This window comes from Sphingomonas yantingensis, assembly GCF_014199325.1.
In the GTDB taxonomy this organism is placed as follows: domain Bacteria; phylum Pseudomonadota; class Alphaproteobacteria; order Sphingomonadales; family Sphingomonadaceae; genus Sphingomonas; species Sphingomonas yantingensis.
The window spans coordinates 457079-476179 of record NZ_JACIJJ010000002.1; the positions used below are offsets into that span (position 1 = coordinate 457079).

Annotated in this window: 15 protein-coding genes; 10 read left to right on the plus strand and 5 right to left on the minus strand. The window is 68.7% G+C overall.

Going from position 1 to position 19101, the window contains the following annotated elements; translation table 11 throughout:
- Positions 1–121: 121 nt before the first annotated feature.
- Positions 122–685 (minus strand): helix-turn-helix domain-containing protein, encoded by a 564-nt coding sequence (locus FHR19_RS08405; protein ID WP_184026905.1) that lies wholly within the window; start codon positions 683–685, stop codon positions 122–124.
- An 89-nt stretch (positions 686–774) separates the two neighbouring features.
- On the opposite strand from FHR19_RS08405, the gene FHR19_RS08410 reads away from it, so the two are divergent.
- A complete protein-coding gene (locus tag FHR19_RS08410; RefSeq protein ID WP_184026907.1) occupies positions 775–1245 on the plus strand; it encodes a DUF6456 domain-containing protein in 471 nt (156 codons plus the stop codon).
- Positions 1246–1267: 22 nt separating this feature from the next.
- Here the strand turns inward: FHR19_RS08410 and FHR19_RS08415 are convergent, their stop codons facing one another.
- Positions 1268–3757 carry a DUF2339 domain-containing protein gene (locus FHR19_RS08415; RefSeq protein WP_246359408.1) on the minus strand — a complete coding sequence of 830 codons (2490 nt, stop codon included), beginning with the start codon at positions 3755–3757 and terminating at the stop codon, positions 1268–1270.
- A gap of 223 nt (positions 3758–3980) precedes the next feature.
- On the opposite strand from FHR19_RS08415, the gene dapF reads away from it, so the two are divergent.
- On the plus strand, positions 3981–4931 hold the full coding sequence (gene dapF / locus FHR19_RS08420; RefSeq protein WP_184026911.1) for a diaminopimelate epimerase: 951 nt from the start codon (positions 3981–3983) through the stop codon (positions 4929–4931).
- Between the two features lie 36 nt (positions 4932–4967).
- Complete coding sequence (locus tag FHR19_RS08425; protein ID WP_184026913.1) at positions 4968–6761, plus strand: sensor domain-containing diguanylate cyclase; 1794 nt, start codon at positions 4968–4970, stop codon at positions 6759–6761.
- A 434-nt stretch (positions 6762–7195) separates the two neighbouring features.
- Here the strand turns inward: FHR19_RS08425 and FHR19_RS08430 are convergent, their stop codons facing one another.
- Positions 7196–7486, minus strand: coding sequence for a sel1 repeat family protein (locus FHR19_RS08430; RefSeq protein ID WP_184026917.1), 291 nt, complete (start codon positions 7484–7486; stop codon positions 7196–7198).
- An 83-nt stretch (positions 7487–7569) separates the two neighbouring features.
- The gene (panC, locus tag FHR19_RS08435) at positions 7570–8412 is read right to left on the minus strand and encodes a pantoate--beta-alanine ligase (protein WP_184026920.1); all 843 of its coding nucleotides are present in this window, start codon (positions 8410–8412) and stop codon (positions 7570–7572) included.
- Between the two features lie 82 nt (positions 8413–8494).
- On the opposite strand from panC, the gene FHR19_RS08440 reads away from it, so the two are divergent.
- The 6 genes from FHR19_RS08440 to FHR19_RS08465 all read left to right on the plus strand — a co-directional run bounded on the left by FHR19_RS08440 (position 8495) and on the right by FHR19_RS08465 (position 13961).
- Positions 8495–9292, plus strand: coding sequence for a division plane positioning ATPase MipZ (locus FHR19_RS08440; protein ID WP_184026922.1), 798 nt, complete (start codon positions 8495–8497; stop codon positions 9290–9292).
- Positions 9292–9549, plus strand: coding sequence for a J domain-containing protein (locus FHR19_RS08445; protein ID WP_184026924.1), 258 nt, complete (start codon positions 9292–9294; stop codon positions 9547–9549). The genes FHR19_RS08440 and FHR19_RS08445 overlap by 1 nt, the downstream gene beginning before the upstream one ends.
- 85 nt (positions 9550–9634) lie before the next feature.
- Positions 9635–11017 (plus strand): phosphoglucomutase/phosphomannomutase PgmG, encoded by a 1383-nt coding sequence (gene pgmG / locus FHR19_RS08450; RefSeq protein ID WP_184026927.1) that lies wholly within the window; start codon positions 9635–9637, stop codon positions 11015–11017.
- An 80-nt stretch (positions 11018–11097) separates the two neighbouring features.
- The gene (locus tag FHR19_RS08455) at positions 11098–11862 is read left to right on the plus strand and encodes an exonuclease domain-containing protein (RefSeq protein ID WP_184026929.1); all 765 of its coding nucleotides are present in this window, start codon (positions 11098–11100) and stop codon (positions 11860–11862) included.
- Positions 11863–11899: 37 nt separating this feature from the next.
- Positions 11900–12256 (plus strand): hypothetical protein, encoded by a 357-nt coding sequence (locus FHR19_RS08460; protein ID WP_184026932.1) that lies wholly within the window; start codon positions 11900–11902, stop codon positions 12254–12256.
- 76 nt (positions 12257–12332) lie between these two features.
- Complete coding sequence (locus FHR19_RS08465) at positions 12333–13961, plus strand: M20/M25/M40 family metallo-hydrolase (RefSeq protein WP_246359409.1); 1629 nt, start codon at positions 12333–12335, stop codon at positions 13959–13961.
- A 45-nt stretch (positions 13962–14006) separates the two neighbouring features.
- Here the strand turns inward: FHR19_RS08465 and FHR19_RS08470 are convergent, their stop codons facing one another.
- Entirely contained in the window at positions 14007–16307 is a 2301-nt protein-coding gene (locus FHR19_RS08470; RefSeq protein ID WP_184026938.1) for a TonB-dependent receptor, read from the minus strand.
- A 186-nt stretch (positions 16308–16493) separates the two neighbouring features.
- Here FHR19_RS08470 and clpB point away from each other — a divergent pair, with 186 nt between their 5' ends.
- Positions 16494–19073 (plus strand): ATP-dependent chaperone ClpB, encoded by a 2580-nt coding sequence (clpB, locus tag FHR19_RS08475; RefSeq protein WP_184026941.1) that lies wholly within the window; start codon positions 16494–16496, stop codon positions 19071–19073.
- Positions 19074–19101: the final 28 nt, after the last annotated feature.

Consider the following 19101-nt stretch of genomic DNA (forward strand, 5'->3'; position numbering starts at 1 on the left):
GTTTTTTGCGACGCGCCTCTCGACGCGTGTGGCGGTACCGGCCCGCTCCCCCACCCGGCCACCCATAGCGTATCCTGATTGGGTGGCCGGGTGGGGGAGCGGGCCGGTACCGCAACTCTAATCAAAGCCCGCGCACGAGGCGGATGGCGAGGCCGAGCCAGGGCGGGTCGGCGATCACGATCTGGCGCGCGCCATGGCCCGTGGGCAGCAGGTGGAGCTTCCCCCCGTCGCGGTCGATCAGCCGCCCGAACGCGAAGCGGCCCGCCGGGCGCGGGACCAGCACATCGCGGTTGAGCGCGCGGGCGAAGCGGTCGCGGGCGAGGCGCTCGCACCAGATCTCGTCGCCCGTCCGATAGTCGCCGATGCCGGCGACGACGCGCACCGCGATCAGACCGGGGGCAAGCGCGGGCGGTACCAAATGCTCGGGCCGCTGCGGCGCGCGGGCGCCTTCGCTGCCCAAAAGCGTCGCGACCGGCAGGTCGGGCCGCTCGGGCAGGCGGACGAGGGCCGATGCCTCCACGCCTAGCGCGGCGGCGATACGATTGAGCCAGCCCACGGAGACGGTGCGCGTTCCCGTTTCCAGCCGGCCGATCGTCTGCGCCGTGGTCGGCGGCACACAGGCGCGCGCCACGTCGTCGAGGGTCATGCCCTTAGCCCGGCGGACTTCGCGGATCGCAGTAATCATCGGCTGCCCTTTTCTAACCGGATCGGTTCGTCGTCTGTCCTACAATCGCGCCGTTGTGGCAAGCGCCGGCTTCAGCGACGGGAGGCAGGATGCGCGAACTGGCGGAGCGGGGATTCGAGGACGGGCAGCTGACGGGCAAGGCACCGACGCGCGGGCGGCGGGCGGTGACGGTAAACCTCGCCGAATCGCCGCTCGGCTGGCTCGCCGCGCGCGGGCTGTTGAGTGCGCGACAGGTCGAGGCTGGGGAGCGGCTGCGCACGGACTACGAACGCGCGCAGATGGCCCCTTCATTGACGATGCGCTGGGATGCCGCGCCGACCGGGCGGCATGCGCGCGCCGCGGCGCTCGACCCCTCGAGCGCGCAGATCGCGGCCAAGCGCCGCTTCGATGCGGCGATCGCGGGGGTGGGGCCGGGGCTGTCCGACATCCTCTGGCGCGTGGTCTGTGCGTGCGAGGGGGTGCCGGCGGCGGAGCGGGCGCTCGGCTGGCCGGCGCGGGCGGGGCGGGTGGTGCTGGACCTCGCGCTGGACCGACTGGCGGATCATTACGCGCTGGGCTGAGCGGGTGAGTCTTTTGTTCGGCTCACGCCGAGGGACCGGTGCCGCTGGCCTGCTCGGCAGGCGTCTTCAGGAACCGCGTATAGGCCCAACTGATCGCGATCAGCGTGACGCCGATGCCGAGGAACGAGACGACGCGCAGGATACCGTCGAGCGCAATGTCGATTGTGAACACCTTGAGCGCGACGATCATCGCAAGGCCAAGCCCGGCGAAGCGCAGGTCGCGCGCGCCGCCGATCAGGCCGCGCCACAGCCAGACGAGGCCGAGCGCGAGCATCGCGGCGGAATAGCCCCAGTTCTCGCCCGTGCCGACCGGACCGGTCAGGATGCTGCCGTGCGCGCCCTGTCGCACCGCGGCGAGCGCGGCGACGAGCATCAGCGCGAGCGCGGGGATGCGCCAGCGTCGCTCGCCCCAGGTCCAAAGGATCGCGGCCGCGACGGCGGGGAGGAGGACGGCGGCGTTCAATAGCGGGATCGCGCCGACCGCTTGCGGCGCGAACACCGGCGATAGCAGCAGGAGGTCGAACCAGACGATCCGGGCGAGCGCCAAGATTGCGAGGGCGCGTGCGGCAAGCGGGGCACGGGTCCTCAAAACCCATCCGGTCCCAAGCGCGACCAGCGTGATGACCGCGCGCTCGACAAAGCCCCAGGTCATGAACGTCCCGGCGTCGGCGATGGCGAGCGGCCGTTTCATCAGCACATAGGCCGTCGCAGCGGCGAGCACGCCAGCGACGATCGCGGCGGGGCGGCGCCAGTGCCCATAGCCTTCGGCGGTGCGGAGCGGCACGAGTGCGGCAAGCGCGAGCGGGAGCAGGCGCATGAGGATCGCCGCAAGTGGCGGCAGCGCGGGGTAGATGAGTTCCTCCCCGGGCAGCGAACGGGCCAGCGCCTCGATCAGCGCGCCGACCTCGCGATGCGCGGCGATCAGGCCGAGCGCGAGCGGCACGATCGCCGCGCCGGCCAGCGAACGCGCGCCGAGGCGGCGGGCGGCCTCCGCCACGGCGACGATCGCGGCGGCGAGCGCAAGGCCGGCGGCATCTTCGCCGAACAACGCCATCGCGCCGAGGACGACAGCGCCCACCGCGGCGAGCGTGCCGCCGACGAGCCCGGCGTCGCGTCCCTCGATCCGGTCGCGGTGCCGCCACGCTAGCCAGCCAGCGGCGGCGGCGATGACGAGACCGAACGGTGCCCAGGCGGCGCGCGGCAGCAGTTGCGGCGTGCCGAGTTGCAGGACGGCGAGCGGCCCGATTAGTCCCGCGATCGCCAGCAGCGCCCAGTCGCGATGGACGCGCGACCGCGCAAGGCCCGCGCCGCCGAGGATCAGCGTCGCGACGACCGCCGCGATCCCCGTCGAGGCACGCGCGGGGGCGAGTGCGAAGAGCGCGAGTAGCAGCCCGGCGGCGATCAGCGGCGCGGGCGACAGGCTCGGCTCGCGCCACGCCAGCACGACCGCGGCGGCGGCGAGGACGAGATAAAAGGCCCAGCCGAGCGGGGAGAAGTCGAGCGTCGGGGCGAGCGCGAACAACTGGATCAGGCCGAGTGCGAGCGGAGCGACGCGCAGCGGTTGCGACCGGGTGCCGCTGGCGGGCAGCGCGAGCGCGGCGCCGATCGACAGGAAGACGACGAAGCCGCCGACGATCGGCCGGTCCCCCGCGTCCAGCATCACCGCGAGGAAGGCGGTCCAGCCGAACCCGGCTGCCGCGCTCGCCAGTGCCAGCCAGCCCCAGCCGCGCCGCACCGACAGTACGAACAGGCCCGCGAGCAGGAGCGCGAGATAGACGAGCAACGGCGCGGTTCCCGCCGCGTCGTAACCCGCGACCAGCGGCGCGAGGAAGCCGCCGGTGAGCGCCATGATCGCGGTCGGCGGCCCTTGCCTGAGCGACAGCGCGAGGCCCGCACCGGTGATCGCCAGCAAGAGCACGAACGCGGGCAGCGGCGCGACGAGGTGATAGAGCGCGGCGGCGAGGTAGAGCGTCGCATAGAGGCTGGCGACGCCCGCGCCCGCCAGCGCCTGTCCGATGCGCGGATCGTCGCGCGTCGCGGGCAGGCGTCGCGCGGCCTCGCTCGCGGCGATCAGGACGAAGGCGAGCAGGCAGGCAAGCAGCGTGCGCGCGCCCGGCCCGAACCAGCCCGCGTCGATCGCCGCGCGCACGAGGAAGAAGCCCGCGAGCACCAGCGCCGCGCCGCCGATCCAGACAGGCAGCCGTCCGCCGATCAGGCTTTCGAGATCGAAACCACGCGGCGCCGGGGTGGGTTCGGACATGGCGGGCGGCGGTTCGTCCGCTTCGCGCGTCGTGACGGGGGGTGGGGCCACAGGGGGCGGGGCGAAGGGGGGCGGGCGGCGGCGCACGACCACTTCGAGATCGGCCTCGCGCGGGGCGAAATTCTTGGGCTCCGGCGCGGTCGTCCGGACAAGGAGCGCGCGAATCTCGCCTTCGGCACGGATCAGGCGGCGGCGCAGATTCGCGACGATGAGGCCCAGCCCGATGACGGCGATCAGCAGCAACAGCTCCAACGATACGCTCCGACCCTCGCGCGCGGTGCGCGCCGAGCGCAAGGCATAGCGGGCGTGCGGCGAAAGTCGAACCTTTCGCGGCCGTTCGGTGGGGGGGCAACGCGTTGCCCGACCATCGACCTATCCCGGCGGAGGCCAGGGTGCGGAGCGGAATAGCCGGGCTTCTGCGCCCGCAATTATCCGGCCGCTGGTATCCGCGGGCGAGGACGCCTAGGTCGCGCCCATGCGCTTCGATTTCATCCATTGCCACGGCTCCGGCAACGACTTCCCGCTGATCGACGCCCGCGCTTTGTCGTTGAGCAATGCCGAGTGGGCGGCGGTCGCCCGCGCGCTTGCCGACCGGACCGGGCCGGTCGGGGGCGACGGGCTGCTGCTGCTCGTCCCCGGCCGCGGCGAGACGGCGTTCGGGCAGCGGATGTTCAACCCCGACGGCAGCGAGGCCGAGACCTGCCTCAACGGCCTGCGCTGCACCGCGCGCGCGGGGTTCGAGGCGACGGGGCTCGACCACGCGCTGGTCGGCCTGCCGAAGAGCGACGCGCTCGCCGCACGCGTGCCCGACATTGCACCGGGCGTCGTCACGATCGAGACGCGCGTGACCTCGATCGACGATTCGCCAGCGGGGGTCGGACTGACGGTGGGTGACGAGCCCTTCGTCGATGCGACGATCCCCGGCCTGGCGAGCGACCGGCGCTTTACCGCGCTGGCGATGCCCAACCCGCATCTCGTCACCTTCGTCGAGACGATCGACGAGGCCGAACTGGTCGCGCTGGGCGATTGGTGCGAGGCGGCGCCCGCGCTGATCCCCGGCCGCGCCAATGTGAGCTTCGTGACGGCCGGGTCGGCGGGCCTCTACGTGCGCACCTACGAGCGCGGGGTCGGCCTGACCGACAGTTGCGGCAGCGCGATGGCGGCGTCGACCGTGGCGGCGGCGCGCACCGGGCGGATCGGCTGGGGCGAGGACGTTGTCGTGCGCAACCGCGGCGGCATGGTCCGCGCCCGTACCGAGCGCGGAGCGGACGGGGTCGAAGCCGTCGCGATCGCGGGCAACGCCACCTTCACCCATGAAGGTATCGCGGAGGTCGACCTGGCCACCGGGACGCTCGTGTCCGCGGCGGTGACCGCCAAGCGAAGCGACGAAATCGACGCTTGGGCCTCGCTGATCGCCGCGTTGTAAAAAGGTCCGTTAACCTCGCGCTGCTAGCCGTTGGGCATGGCGCGTAGCGATGTTCGTTCATTGACGGGAACCGGCCCCCTGCTGCTGTTCGGCGCGGGCTATGCCGCGGCGATCGGCGTGTCGCTGCTGACCCGATTCGGCGGCGGCGTGGCGTGCATGTGGCTCGCCATGGGTGTCCTGTCGCCCTATCTGGCGAAGGTGCCGGTGCGCGACTGGTGGCGCGTCGCGATCGTTGCGATCGGCGTCAGTGCGGTGCTCACCGCCGTCGCGGGCCTCGGCCCCGTCGCGGCCATCCCGCTCGCGCCGCTCAACTTCATCGAAGCGTCGATCCTCGCGCTGCTGCTGCGCCGGTTCGCCCCCGTCGACGACGGTGCGCTGCGTAGCATCGGCCAAGTCGCGGTGGTGATCGGCGGCGGGATACTGGCGGCCGGACTGACCGCGTTTCCGGCGTCGTTCGTCGCCGCCCATGTCACCCAGACGGGCTTCTGGCACAACTGGACCAACTGGACGACGGGTCACGCGCTGGGGACGATCGCGCTGGCGCCTATCGGGCTGCTGCTGCTCAGCGGCGATCTCGGCCACTGGTGGACGGGCGCGACCCGCGGCGAGCGGATTGAGGCGGGCGTCCATGCCGCGTTCGTGACATTGGTGTCGGCGGGAACCTTTGCCCAGTCGGTGCTGCCGCTGTCGTTCCTGCCGATCCTGCCGGTCACGCTCGCCACGTTCCGGCTCGGGCGGATCGGCGCGGCGGTCTCGACGCTGATCCTGTCGATGATCGCGATCTTCTTTTCGCTGCGCGGGGTGGGGCCGGTGACGCTGATGCCGCCCGATCCGTCGCTGCGCATCCACCTCGTACAGTTCTACCTCGCGACCGTCGTCATCACGGTGCTGCCCGCCGCGGCCGATCTGCGCCGGCGAAAGGACGTGCTGCGCCGGCTGGCGGCGAGCGAGGCGCGCTATCGGCTGGTTACGGAGAATGCGTCGGACGTCGTGCTGACGCTCGATGCCGAAGGACGCATCCGGTTCGTCTCGCCCTCGATCGAGGGGCTGGGCGACTACCGCGTCGCCGCACTGCTCGGCACGCCGGCGGGCAACCTCCTGGCGCCCGAGCATCGCCCCGCGGCGGCGCGCGCGCATCTTGACGCGCTGCGCGATCCCGGAACCTCGCAGGTGGTGGAGGTTGAGACCCGACCCGATGCCGAGGGCGCCCAGCGCTGGATCGAGATGCGAATGCGCGCGATCGAGGGCGGGCCGGCGGGCACGACGATCGAGCTCGTTTGTGCGATCCGCGACATTTCCAAGCGCAAGTCGGTGGAGGCCGAGTTGCAGCGCGCGGCGCGCACCGACCCGCTCACCGGCCTCGCCAACCGGCGGCTGTTCAACGACGCGCTCGACCTCGTTCTCGAGCGCGTGGCGCGGGACGAGCGGGCGAAGGCGTGCATCGCGATCTTCGATATCGACCATTTCAAGCGGGTCAATGATGCCTTCGGCCATGATGCAGGCGACCGCGTGCTCGCGCGCTTCGCACAGATCGCTCAGGGCGTGACGCGCGCGAAGGATCTGGTCGCACGGTTGGGCGGCGAGGAATTCGGCCTCGTCCTGCCCGGCGCAGGCCGCGAAGAGGCACAAGCGATCTGCGAGCGGCTGCGCGCCGAGTTCGCGGGCGCAGCGTTGGTGCTGGAGGACGGCAGCCATGTCTGGACGACGGTCAGCGCGGGGATCGCCGCGATCGGCGGTGAGGACAGCCGCGCCGACGTCATGCGCATCGCCGACGCCGCGCTCTATGCCGCCAAGCGGGCGGGGCGCGACCGGCTCGTGCTGGCGGCGTGACGGCAAGCGACCAAAGGACAATCGTCACCGCGGACTTGAACCGGTGTGATGCTGCCTTGGAAGAAGGAAGAAGCGTCACCCCGGATCAACTCCGGGATGACTGACGATGTTTGGAAAGCGTCGCGGGGTAGCGTCAACCGCTGCCCTCGGATCGGATCAGTTCGCGCGGCCGCCTGAAGCTCGGGCGCGATATGATGCGGACCCGCTATGCTGTGCTTTATGCCGGCGAGTTGGCGGTTACCGGCTCGAGCCGGCGGTGTGGACTCGCGCGAAAGGAATCAGATGTTTTGCAACGCGACACGTCACCCTGGACTTGATCCGGGGTCCCGCTGCCTTGGAAGAAGGAAGAAGCGGGACCCCGGATCAAGTCCGGGGTGACGGAAGATGTTTGGAAAGCGTCGCGGGGCAGCGTCAACTGCTGCCCTCGGGTCGGATCAGTTCGCGCGGCCGGTCTGAAGCCAGGCGCGTGCCGCCTTTTGCGCGGCGGCGATTTCGGGCGCGCTCATCTCGTCGGCCACTTCGGCGCGGCACGCCTGGGCGGCGCTGCTGCCCGACATGGCGGCAAGGTTGAACCATTTATGTGCCTCGATCAGGTCGACGATCGCGCCCTGCGCGCCGCTCGCGTAGACCATTCCGAGGTCGTAGAGCGCGTCGGCATCGCCGCGCGCGGCTTCGCGCATCCTGCTCTCGATCAGGAATTGCGCGCTCTTGAGACTGTTGCCCATGTCGCATTCACCCCTTTTGCCCCCTTTTCGGGCAAGGTCAGGATGCGATGCGAAGGCCCAACAAATGGTTAACGCCGCTCATACTATCGGGTGATGACCGGAATGTTGTCGATCAGGCGGGTCGAGCCGATCTTTGCGGCGGCCAGCAGGCGCATCGGCCGGCCGGGCTCGATCGCTTCGGACAGCGTTTCGGCATCGACCAGCGTCACATAGTCCACGGCGAAGCCCGCCGCCGCGAGTGCCGCCCGCGCCTGTGCCAGCGCGGCCGCCGGATCGCCGCCCTTTCCGATCGCCCCGGCCGCCACGCCGAGCGCACGCGGCAGCGCAACCGCGGCCGCGCGATCCTCGGGCGCGAGATAGAGGTTGCGCGAGGAGAGGGCGAGGCCGTCGTCGTCGCGCTGCGTCGGCACGCCGACGATCTCGATCCCCATGTCCAGGTCGGCGACCATCCGGCGGATGACCGCCAGTTGCTGGAAATCCTTTTCGCCGAACAGCGCGACGTCGGCGCGCACCTGATTGAACAGCTTGGTGACGACCGTCGCCACGCCGTCGAAATGGCCCGGCCGCGCCGCGCCGTCGAGGCCGTCGCTGACGCCCGCGATTGATACCGTGGTCGAAAAGCCCGCCGGGTACATCGCCTCCACCGGCGGCAGCCACAGCAGGTCGACGCCGGCGTCGGCCAGCATCCGGCTGTCCGCCTGTTCGCGGCGCGGATAGCGCTCGAGATCCTCGCCGGCCCCGAACTGCATCGGGTTGACGAAGATCGACACCGCGACTCGGGGTGCGCGCCGCCGCGCCTCGGCCACCAGCGCCATGTGGCCGGCGTGGAGCGCGCCCATCGTCGGCACGAGCGCGATCCGATCCCCCGCCGATTTCCACGAGTCGATGAGGGCGGCGAGCGCGGCCTTGTCACGGATGGTTTGCACGGCCGGTCCCTTGCGATAATGACCCTTGGGGCGCGCGTTCTATGTGGGGGGACGTGGCCGATCAACAGGGGAAGTACGCGTCTTGGCCAGCCACGCCGACGGCTTGCACGTCATTGTCTTTGCCAACGAAAAGGGCGGCACGGGCAAGTCCACCACCGCCGTCCACGTCGCCATCGCGCTCGCCGCGAAGGGCGCGCGCGTGGCCGCGCTCGACCTCGACCATCGCCAGCGGACGCTGGGGCGCTATCTCGACAACCGCGCCGCGACGATGAAGCGGATGGGGCGCGACCTGCCGATGCCGCGCCACGCGACGCATGACGGGGAAAGCCAGGCGCGGTTCGACGAGCTGCTCGGCGAAATGAGCGCCGGGTCCGACTTCCTCGTCATCGACACGCCGGGCCGCGACGATCCGTTCGCGCGGATCGCGGTCACCAACGCCGACACGCTCGTCACCCCCATGAACGACAGCTTCGTCGACTTCGACCTGATCGGTCAGGTCGATCCCGACGATTTCAGGGTGACGCGGCCAAGCTTCTATTCCGAGCTCATCTGGGAATCGCGCAAGAAGCGGGCGCGTGCCGATGGCGCGACGATCGACTGGGTAGTCCTGCGCAACCGCCTTCAGCATATCGAGGCGCGCAACATGCGCCGCGTGTCGGAGGCGATCCAGCAACTGTCGCGCCGCGTCGGGTTCCGTGTCGTCCCCGGCCTTTCCGAGCGCGTCATCTATCGCGAGTTGTTTCCGCAGGGGCTGACGATGCTCGACTCGCGCGAGTTCGGCGAGATGGCGCTGAGCCACGTCGCCGCGCGGCAGGAACTGCGCGAGATGATGGCCGGCCTCGCCCTGCCTGATACCGCCGCGCTGCCCGTCTCCGCCTGATGGGCAAGCTTCTTTTTGCGCTCGCCCTCATGGCGGCGATCTGGTGGCTGCTCAAAAAGGGCAAGCCGCCCCGCCGCCCCGCCTTGTCGGAGGCGGAGGCGCGGGCGGTGCTCGGCGTCGATGCCGGCGCGGATGCCGAGGCGATCCGCGCCGCGCATCGCCGGCTGGTGACCGCAGTACATCCTGACAAGGGCGGCTCGGCCGACCTCACGCGGCGCATCAATGCCGCGCGGGATATCCTGCTGCGTACGCGCTGACCGATTTTTGTTGCACCTGCGAAAGAATGCAACTTTCGCATCCTACGAGGATTATCGGCGCTACGCCTGAATCTGGGGGACCGACATGACGCACAACTTCGACCCGACTTCGCTTCGCGAATACGACATCCGCGGGATCGTCGGAAAAACACTGCATCCCGCCGATGCGGAGGCGATCGGGCGCGGGTTCGGTACCCGCGTGCGCCGCGCGGGCGGCACGCGCGTCGTCGTCGGGCGCGACGGGCGGATGAGCTCGATCGACATGGAAACCGCGCTGGTAGCCGGCCTGACGGCATCGGGCGTCGACGTGGTGCGCGTCGGCCTCGGCCCCACGCCGATGCTCTACTACGCCGAAGCGACGCTAGAGGTAGATGGCGGCATCCAGATAACCGGCAGCCATAATCCCGCCGATTACAACGGCTTCAAGATGGTGCTGCAGCACAAGCCGTTTTTCGGCGCCGATATTCAGGATATCGGCAAGCTGGCGGCCGAGGGCGACTGGGAAGAGGGCGAGGGGACGGTCAGCGATCACGATATCGTCGACGATTATGTCGGCCGGCTGATGGCGGGCTATTCGGGCGGCACGTACAAGATCGGCTGGGATGCGGGCAACGGCGCCGCCGGCCCGATCATCGAAAAGCTGGTGCAACTCATTCCGGGTGAGCATCACACGCTCTACACCGATGTGGACGGCAATTTTCCCAATCATCATCCCGATCCCACCGAGGAAAAGAACCTCGTCGATCTGAAGGCGCTCGTCGCCGAGAAGCAGCTCGATTTCGGACTGGCCTTCGACGGTGACGGCGACCGGATAGGCGCGATCGACGGGCAGGGCCGGGTGATCTGGGGCGATCAGCTTCTGTCCATTCTGGCGGAACCTGTGCTGCGCGAAGTGCCCGGCGCGACGATCATCGCCGATGTGAAGGCGAGCCAGGCGCTCTACGACCGGATCGCCGAGCTTGGCGGCCACCCCTTGATGTGGAAGACCGGCCACAGCCTCATCAAGACCAAGATGAAGGAAACCGGCTCGCCGCTGGCCGGCGAGATGTCGGGGCACATCTTCTTCGCGCACAATTACTACGGCTTCGACGACGCGCTCTATGCCGCGATCCAACTGATCCGGTCGGCGCACGTCATCGGCAAGTCGATCACCGAGCTGCGCGGCGAAATGCCGGCGATGGTGAACACGCCCGAGATGCGTTTTCAGGTCGATGAGAGCCGCAAGTTCGCGGTCGTGACCGAAGTGCTCGAGCGGCTGAAGCACGAGGGCGCGGAGGTCAACGACACCGACGGCGCCCGCGTCAATACGCCCGACGGCTGGTGGCTGCTGCGCGCCTCGAACACGCAGGACGTGCTCGTCGCGCGGGCCGAGGCGAAGGACCAAGCGGGTCTTGATCGCCTGATGGGCATGATCGACGCGCAGCTTGCCGCCAGCGGGCTGGAGCGCGGGCCGCAGGCGGGGCACTGAGGAACTGACATGGGAGCGTCGATTGCCCGTCGACGCTTCCGTCCCTCGCTTTTCCAAGCACGGATCGCCACATAGGCATCATGCCTCCCAAGCCGCAGCCCAGCATCGTTCGCGTTATCGATCTCGAGACCACCGGCAATGCGCCGCCCGCGCATGCGGTGGTCGAGATCGGGTGGCAGGACGTGGCGCTGGGTGAGGACGGGCGCTGGGAACTGATGGGCGAGGGGGGCGCGCGGTTCGTCAATCCGGGCCGCCCCATCCCGCCGATCACACAGGCGGTGCATCACATCCTTGAGGAACAGGTCGCCGATGCGCCCTTCTTCCACGACCTTGCCCGCCCGATCCTCGACCCCTGGCCGCGCCGTGTCGCGCTCGCCGCGCACCGGGCGAGCTTCGAGCAGCAATTCTGCACCGCGTCGCTGACGCGCGGGGCCGACTGGATCTGCACCTGGAAGTGCGCGCTCCGGCTCTGGCCCGATTCCCCGAGCTTTTCCAACCAGTCGCTGCGCTACTGGCGCAAGCCCGACGGCCTGATCCACGAGCGCGGCCTCCCCGCTCACCGGGCGTTTCCCGACAGCTATGTCACCGCGCACCACCTGCGCGACATGCTGAACGAGGCGAGCGTCGCGCAGCTTGTCCAGTGGTCGAAGGAGCCCGGCCTGTTGCCGCGCGTCCGCTATGGCCCCGATCGCGGCAAGGAATGGCGCGAGATCGACAATGAATCGCTGGCCAAGTTCCTGACCGACCGCGATGAGGACGTCCGCTTCACCGCGCAGACCGAGCTGACCCGCCGGCGCGGTGGCGGCGCAGTGGGGCGTGATGCGGCGGATTGGCTGCTGCTCTGATCCGCGCTAGCCTTCGCCAAAACGGGGAGGGCGGGCGATGCGGTCGATGCTGGCACTGGCACTGATGGGCGTACCGGCGGCGGCACAGGCGCCGAACCCGCTGGCTGGCCGCTGGACCGTCGACCTGTCGACCGATCCGGCCAAGCCCTATACCAAGACGATGGTCCTGACCCTCGCGCCCGATGGCGGGGTGACGGGCACCTTCTACGACAGTGAGATTCAGGCCGGCCGATGGAAGACCGATCGCGGCCGCACCTGTGTCAGTTTCCGTACGACCGACGGCGCCGGCCCGTATCACTCTGCTGCCTGCCTGCGCGGGGACCGGGTGGAGGGCCAGACCTGGGCCGAGCACCGCAATTTCCTGTTCAACTGGAACGCGGTCCGCGCCGATTGAGCGGCCCTTGCGGCGGCTCGTGCCGCTGCTATCGTCGCTGCTGCAACTTCTTTCCGGGACTTCACACCGCATGCGCATGACCTTTGCCGCCATTCTTGGCGCCGGACTGCTCTCGACCTCGGCGCTGGCGCAGACCGCGGCGGATTTCTCCGCCGACCGGGTAAAGGCCGATGTGACGTGGCTTGCCGACGACGCGCGGCAGGGACGCGATGCGGGCAAGCCCGGTTATGACGCGGCGGCGAAGTACGTCGCCGACCGCTTCGCCGAACTGGGGCTGACGCCGGCCAACAATGGCCAGTGGTATCAGCAGGTGCCGTTCGTCACCGTCACCGCCGATCCAAAGGCGCCGCGCCGGCTGACCATCGGCGGCAAGGTCTTTCCGCACAAGGCCGATGCGATGGCGACGCTCTACGGCTCGGGCAAGGTGCCGGTCGAGACGCAGACGGTGTTCGTCGGTCGCGGCGTGGTCGACCAGGCACGCGGGCTGGATGATTATGCGGGTGTCGACGTGAAGGGCAAGACGGTCGTGATGTTCTACGGCGTGCCCAAGGGCCTGCCGAGCGATGTCGCCGCCGCGCTCAACAACCGCAAGGCCAAGATTGCCGAGGAGCACGGCGCGGTGGGCGTCATCACCGTGCTGGACAGCGAGACAGCCAAGCGCTTTCCGTGGAAGGAGATCGCCGACCACGGCGACGATCCCTATATGAGCTGGGCGACCGAGAACGGCGAACCCTATCGCACCGCCGCGGGCGTCAAGGCGTCGGGCATCGTCCGCGGCACTGCTGCCGAGGCGTTGTTTGCCGGCGCGCCGCAAAGCTATGCAGAGACGCTGGCCGCGATCGACAAGGGCGATAAGGTCAAGGCGTTCGCGCTGAAGCCCACCGTGAAGTTCGAGGCCACCTCGACCGCCGAGCGGTTCACCAGCCCCAATGTCGTCGCGATGATCCCCGGCAGCGATCCGGCGCTGAAGGGCGAGGCGGTGCTGTTGATGGCCCATCTCGATCACGTGGGCGTCGATCCCAAGGCCAAGGGCGAGGACAAGATCTTCAACGGCGCGATGGACAATGCCGCCGGCGTCGCGACGATGCTGGAGGCGGCGCGCGCCTTTACCAAGTCCAATCCCAAGCCAAAGCGCACGGTCATCTTCGCGGCGGTGACGGCGGAGGAGGACGGGCTGCTCGGCTCGCAATATCTCGCAAAGCATCCGCTGCCCGGTGCCAAGGTGACGAGCGTCGTAAATCTCGACATGCCGGTGCTGCTCTACGACTTCACCGACGTCGTCGCGTTCGGGGCCGAGCATTCGACGATGGGGCCGGTCGTCGCCAAGGCGACCGGCGACATGGGCATCAAGCTGTCGCCCGATCCGATGCCGGAGGAGAATCTGTTCACCCGCTCCGACCATTATCGCTTCGTGACCGAAGGGGTGCCGTCGGTGTTCCTCGTCACCGGCTTCGCCAATGGCGGGGAAAAGGCGTTCAAGGACTTCCTCGCGACGCATTACCACAAGCCGAGCGACCAAGTGACGCTGCCGATCAACTGGAATGCGGGCGCCAAGTTCGCGCGGGTGAACTACAACATCGCCCGTGCGCTGGCGGACGCGCCGGAGGCGCCGCGCTGGTACAAGGATTCGAGCTTCGGCCAGCTCTTCGCGCCGACCGCGCCCAAGGCCGACCGGCCGGCGGGGCAGGCGGCACCGGCGCAGTAAGCGGTTATCGGCACCCCGGTTATTGCCGGGGTGCCGATAGCTACGTCAGAACCCCGTCTTCAGCGTCACGAAGAACTGCTGCGGCGCGCCGGCGAGGAGCGTCTGGTTGTCGCCGCGATTGCCGAAGCCGTTGGAGCCGATCGTCGCGACGTACCGCTCGTTGAACAGGTTGGTGGCATTCCCCTGCACCTCGAACCCGCGATCGCCGTCGAGGCGGACGCGCACGCCGATCGACGCGTCGACCAGCACGCGGCCGTCGACGAACTGGTCGTTCTCGTACGTAAAGTAGCGGCGCGACATGTAGTTTGCGCCGACCCGGCCGAAGAACATCTCGCCGTCATAGGTGACCTCGCCCTTCACCAGATGCTGGGGCGTATCGACGACCTGCTTGTCGGCGGTGCGGGCGATCAATGCGCCGGCGCGGTTGAAGACGTCGTCCTGATAGGTCGAGTCGGTATAGCTGTACGACGCGAATGCGCCGAACCCCATCGGCAGCTTCACTTCCGCCGCCGCCTCGAACCCCAGCGACCGGACCGAGCCGACATTCTGGAGGATCGCCGGATTGCCTTGGATCCCCGCGCCCACCGACTGCGCGATCAGGCGGTTGCGGAAGTCGACGAGGTAGCCGGCAAGGCTGAGGTTGAAGCCGCGCCCGCGCAGCCGCCCGCCGACCTCGTACGTGTCCGATTCCTCGGGCTTCAGGCCGCCCAGATTGTCGAACCCGGCCTGTGTCGTCGCGAACGGGCCGGTGGTGGCGGAAGCGGTGAAGGCGCGCTTTACCTGCGTGAACCCGCCGAACAGCTCGGCATTGTCATCGAGCGCGAGGGCGACGCCGGCGTGCGGCTGGAACCAGTCGCGCACCTTGATCCGCCCGGCGGCAAAGCCGCCGCGCACGTTCGGATCGGCCTCGTTCGTGACCTCGAACCCCTTCCAGCCGAGATTGACGGTGAGCGCGCCGAGCGTGAGCTTGTCGCGGACGTAATACTGCACCGTCTCGGTCGTGTAGTCGAAGTCCCACTGCGTCGCGAACGGCAATGCCTGGAAGTCGAGGCTGTCGCGCGTCGGATAGAGCCGGCTCGACAGCGCGTAGAAGCGACGCGCCTGGCGGAAGTCGTTGCGCTCGTACCAGCCGCCGACCGTCAGTTCGTTGAAGCCCAGATCGCCCGTCACCGACCCGAACACACCCTTTCGCTTGATGTCGTATTCGGTCGTGCGGATCGAGATCGGCACGCCGGTGGGCGCGGAAAAGACATAGGGGGTGTACCAGACACCCTGACCACGATTGTTATGGTAATAGCCGGTCAGCGTGTAGCGAAGCGGCGCGTCACCGGTGCTGCGGATGCCGACCGAGGCGAGATAATCGACGCGAAGGCCCGCGGCATCGTAATAGGCGTCGTCGATGGTCGCGAACGGCGCGGGATAGGTCGTCCCCGCCGCCGGATTGAACCGCGGCTGGCCCGTGTCGCCGCGATTGGCGGCAATGTCGGCAAGGCGGATGGCGAGGGGATAGTCGCCCGAGATATTGTCCCAGTCATAGCCCAGCCGCCCGATCATCTCGAGCGACAGGTCCTGATAGTCGTTCTCGCGCCGGTCGGAGAAGTTGAAGGTGCCGAACAGCTCGGCATTGGGCGCGACCGGGGCGACCGCCTTGAAATTGGCCTGGTGCTGGCGCTGGGACCCCACGCCCTTCCACTTGTCCATGTCGAGATAGCCGTAGGAGAAGTACGCGCGCGGGCCGTTGTCGCCGAGCGATCCGGTGTCGAACCGGAAGAAGCCGCGGACGGTGTTCTCGCTGCCATAGGTGCCGTTGGCGGTGACGAGCGGCGTGTCGCTGGGATCGCGCGAGAAGAACTCGATCGTGCCGCCGAGGTTGTTCGTCGCCTGCGTCCCGATCGCGCCCGCGCCCTGCGACACCTGCGTCAGGCCGATATTCTCGGACGAGATCGCGCGGCTGACGTGCAGGCCGTTGGTGTTGCCATAGCTGCCGTCGCCCAGCGGGATGCCGTCGAGCGTAAAGCCGATCTGGTTCTGGTTGAACCCGCGGATCGACACGCGCTGCGACCATTCGTACGCGCCGAAGGGATCGGCCGCCTGGAAATTGACGCTCGGCAGCTTCTCGATCGCCTTGAGCGGGCTGGTGCCCGGCGTCAGCAGCGCGAAGTCGCGTTCCGAGAGCTGCTGGACCTGCCGCGTCTCGCCCTTGCCGATGATGATGATGTCGTCCTGCGGGTCTTCGGTCGTCGGATCCTCGGCGGCGGTCGACGCCGCGGCGACGCGATCGTCGGCATGAGCGACGACGGGCAGTGCGAATATGGTGCCGGCAAGCAAGGCAGCGCAACGCTTCATGATGGTTTCCCCCGCACCCGCCGCTACGATGGCGGTCGGGTTCGACGGGCGGCGCTAGCGCTTTGGCATGTCACGACGGTGCCGAAGCGATGACGCACGCGTGACCGAACGAAGATCAGAGTGTGACATGGCTTGTGTGGCCGAAAGGCAACACTATCTCTTTGCCATCATCCGACAGGGGACAACATGAACCTCGAAAAATTCACCGACCGCGCCAAGGGCTTCCTGCAATCGGCGCAGACCGTCGCGATCCGCAACAGCCACCAGCGGATCAGCCCGGAGCATCTGTTGAAGGCGCTGCTCGAAGATGAGCAGGGCATGGCCTCAGGCCTGATCGGCGCGGCGGGCGGCGATGCGCGGCGGGCGCTCGCCGAGACCGACGCGGCGCTCGCCAAGGTGCCGAGCGTCAGCGGGTCGGGGGCACAGTCGACGCCGGGCCTCGACAACGACGCCGTGCGCGTCCTCGACCAGGCCGAACAGGTCGCGCAAAAGGCGGGCGACAGTTTCGTGACCGTCGAGCGCCTGCTGCTGGCGCTGGTGCTGGCGCAGAACACCGCCGCGGGTCGCGCACTGGCGGCGGCGGGGGTGAAGGCCGAGGCGCTCAATGCCGCGATCAACCAGCTTCGCGGCGGGCGCACCGCCGATACCGCGGGGGCCGAGGACCGCTATGACGCGCTCAAGAAGTTCGCGCGCGACCTGACGCAGGCGGCTAAGGACGGCAAGCTCGATCCCGTGATCGGCCGCGACGAGGAGATCCGCCGCACGATTCAGATTCTCGCGCGGCGGACCAAGAACAACCCCGTCCTGATCGGCGAACCCGGCGTCGGCAAGACCGCGATCGCCGAGGGCCTCGCGCTGCGCATCGCAAACGGCGACGTGCCCGACACGCTCAAGGATCGCACGCTCATGTCGCTCGACATGGGGTCGCTGATCGCGGGCGCGAAATATCGCGGCGAGTTCGAGGAGCGGCTGAAGGGTGTGCTCGACGAGGTGAAGGCGGGCGAGGGCGACATCATCCTCTTCATCGACGAGATGCACACGCTGATCGGCGCGGGCAAGTCGGAGGGGGCGATGGATGCGGGCAATCTGCTCAAGCCCGCGCTCGCCCGCGGCGAGCTGCACTGCATCGGTGCGACGACGCTCGACGAGTATCGCAAATATGTCGAAAAGGACCCTGCGCTCCAGCGGCGGTTCCAGCCCGTGTTCGTCGGCGAGCCCACCGTCGAGGACACGATCTCGATCCTGCGCGGATTGAAGGAGAAGTACGAGCTGCATCACGGCGTCCGGATCACCGACGGCGCGATCGTCGCCGCCTCGACGCTCTCCAACCGCTACATCACCGACCGCTTCCTGCCCGACAAGGCGATCGACCTGATGGACGAGGCCGCCAGCCGCTTGCGGATGGAGGTCGAATCGAAGCCCGAGGAGATCGAGAACCTCGACCGCCGCATCATCCAGCTCAAGATCGAGGCGGAGGCGCTGCGCAAGGAAAGCGACGCGGGTTCGCGCGACCGGCTGGAGCGGCTGAACGGGGAACTCGACGATCTGGAGGCGCAGTCGGCCGAGCTGACCGAGCGGTGGCAGGCAGAAAAGGTGAAGCTCCAGTCCGCGACCTCGCTGAAGGGCGAGCTGGATGCCGCGCGCACCGCGCTCGAACAGGCGCAGCGCGAGGGCGACCTCGCGAAGATGGCGGAGCTTTCCTACGGCACCATCCCCGCGCTCGAGAAGCGGATGGCGGAGGCCGAGCAGGCATCCGAAAGCGCGATGCTGCGCGAGGAAGTCACCGCCGATGACATCGCCGCGGTGGTCGGCCGCTGGACGGGCATCCCCGTCGAGCGGATGTTGACCGGCGAGCGCGAGAAGTTGCTTCAAATGGAGGCGCAGCTTGGTCGCCGCGTGATCGGCCAGGCCGACGCCGTGCGTGCGGTCGCGACTGCCGTGCGACGTTCACGCGCGGGCTTGCAGGATCCGAACCGGCCGCTGGGCTCGTTCCTGTTCCTCGGCCCCACGGGCGTCGGCAAGACCGAGCTGACCAAGGCGCTCGCCGAGTTCCTGTTCGACGATCCCAACGCGATGGTCCGGATCGACATGAGCGAGTTCATGGAGAAGCACGCCGTCGCCCGGCTGATCGGCGCGCCGCCGGGCTATGTCGGGTACGAGGAGGGCGGCGTCCTGACCGAAGCCGTCCGGCGCCGCCCCTATCAGGTGGTACTGTTCGACGAGGTGGAAAAGGCGCATGGCGACGTGTTCAACGTGCTGCTCCAGCTGCTCGACGACGGGCGGCTGACCGACGGGCAGGGGCGCACGGTCGACTTCTCGAACACGATCGTCATCCTGACCTCGAACCTCGGCAGCCAGTATCTGACGGCCCTGGGCGACGGCGAAAACGTCGAAAGCGTCGAGCCGCAGGTGATGGACGTGGTGCGCAGCCACTTCCGGCCCGAGTTCCTCAACCGGCTGGACGAGATCATCCTGTTCCACCGGCTGGCGGCCGACCACATGGCACCGATCGTCGATATCCAGGTGGCACGCGTCGCAAAGCTGCTGGCGGATCGCAAGATTGCGATCGAGCTGACCGATGCGGCGCGGGAGTGGCTGGGGCGGGTCGGATACGATCCCGTTTACGGCGCACGGCCGCTGAAGCGTGCGGTGCAGCGTTATCTGCAGGATCCGCTCGCCGACCTCATCCTGCGCGGCGACGTGAAGGACGGGCAGACGGTCCATGTCGACGAGGGCGACGGCGCACTGACGTTGAGCGTCGCCTGAAAAGAAGGAGGCGGGCGTTCAGGGCGCC

Bases quoted from the DNA above. Each gene is read 5' to 3' on its own strand.
- FHR19_RS08405 (WP_184026905.1), bottom strand. From the start codon at position 685: ATGATTACTGCGATCCGCGAAGTCCGCCGGGCTAAGGGCATGACCCTC.
- FHR19_RS08410 (WP_184026907.1), top strand. From the start codon at position 775: ATGCGCGAACTGGCGGAGCGGGGATTCGAGGACGGGCAGCTGACGGGC.
- dapF (WP_184026911.1), top strand. From the start codon at position 3,981: ATGCGCTTCGATTTCATCCATTGCCACGGCTCCGGCAACGACTTCCCG.
- FHR19_RS08425 (WP_184026913.1), top strand. From the start codon at position 4,968: ATGGCGCGTAGCGATGTTCGTTCATTGACGGGAACCGGCCCCCTGCTG.
- FHR19_RS08430 (WP_184026917.1), bottom strand. From the start codon at position 7,486: ATGGGCAACAGTCTCAAGAGCGCGCAATTCCTGATCGAGAGCAGGATG.
- FHR19_RS08445 (WP_184026924.1), top strand. From the start codon at position 9,292: ATGGGCAAGCTTCTTTTTGCGCTCGCCCTCATGGCGGCGATCTGGTGG.
- pgmG (WP_184026927.1), top strand. From the start codon at position 9,635: ATGACGCACAACTTCGACCCGACTTCGCTTCGCGAATACGACATCCGC.
- FHR19_RS08455 (WP_184026929.1), top strand. From the start codon at position 11,098: ATGCCTCCCAAGCCGCAGCCCAGCATCGTTCGCGTTATCGATCTCGAG.
- FHR19_RS08460 (WP_184026932.1), top strand. From the start codon at position 11,900: ATGCGGTCGATGCTGGCACTGGCACTGATGGGCGTACCGGCGGCGGCA.
- FHR19_RS08465 (WP_246359409.1), top strand. From the start codon at position 12,333: ATGACCTTTGCCGCCATTCTTGGCGCCGGACTGCTCTCGACCTCGGCG.
- FHR19_RS08470 (WP_184026938.1), bottom strand. From the start codon at position 16,307: ATGAAGCGTTGCGCTGCCTTGCTTGCCGGCACCATATTCGCACTGCCC.
- clpB (WP_184026941.1), top strand. From the start codon at position 16,494: ATGAACCTCGAAAAATTCACCGACCGCGCCAAGGGCTTCCTGCAATCG.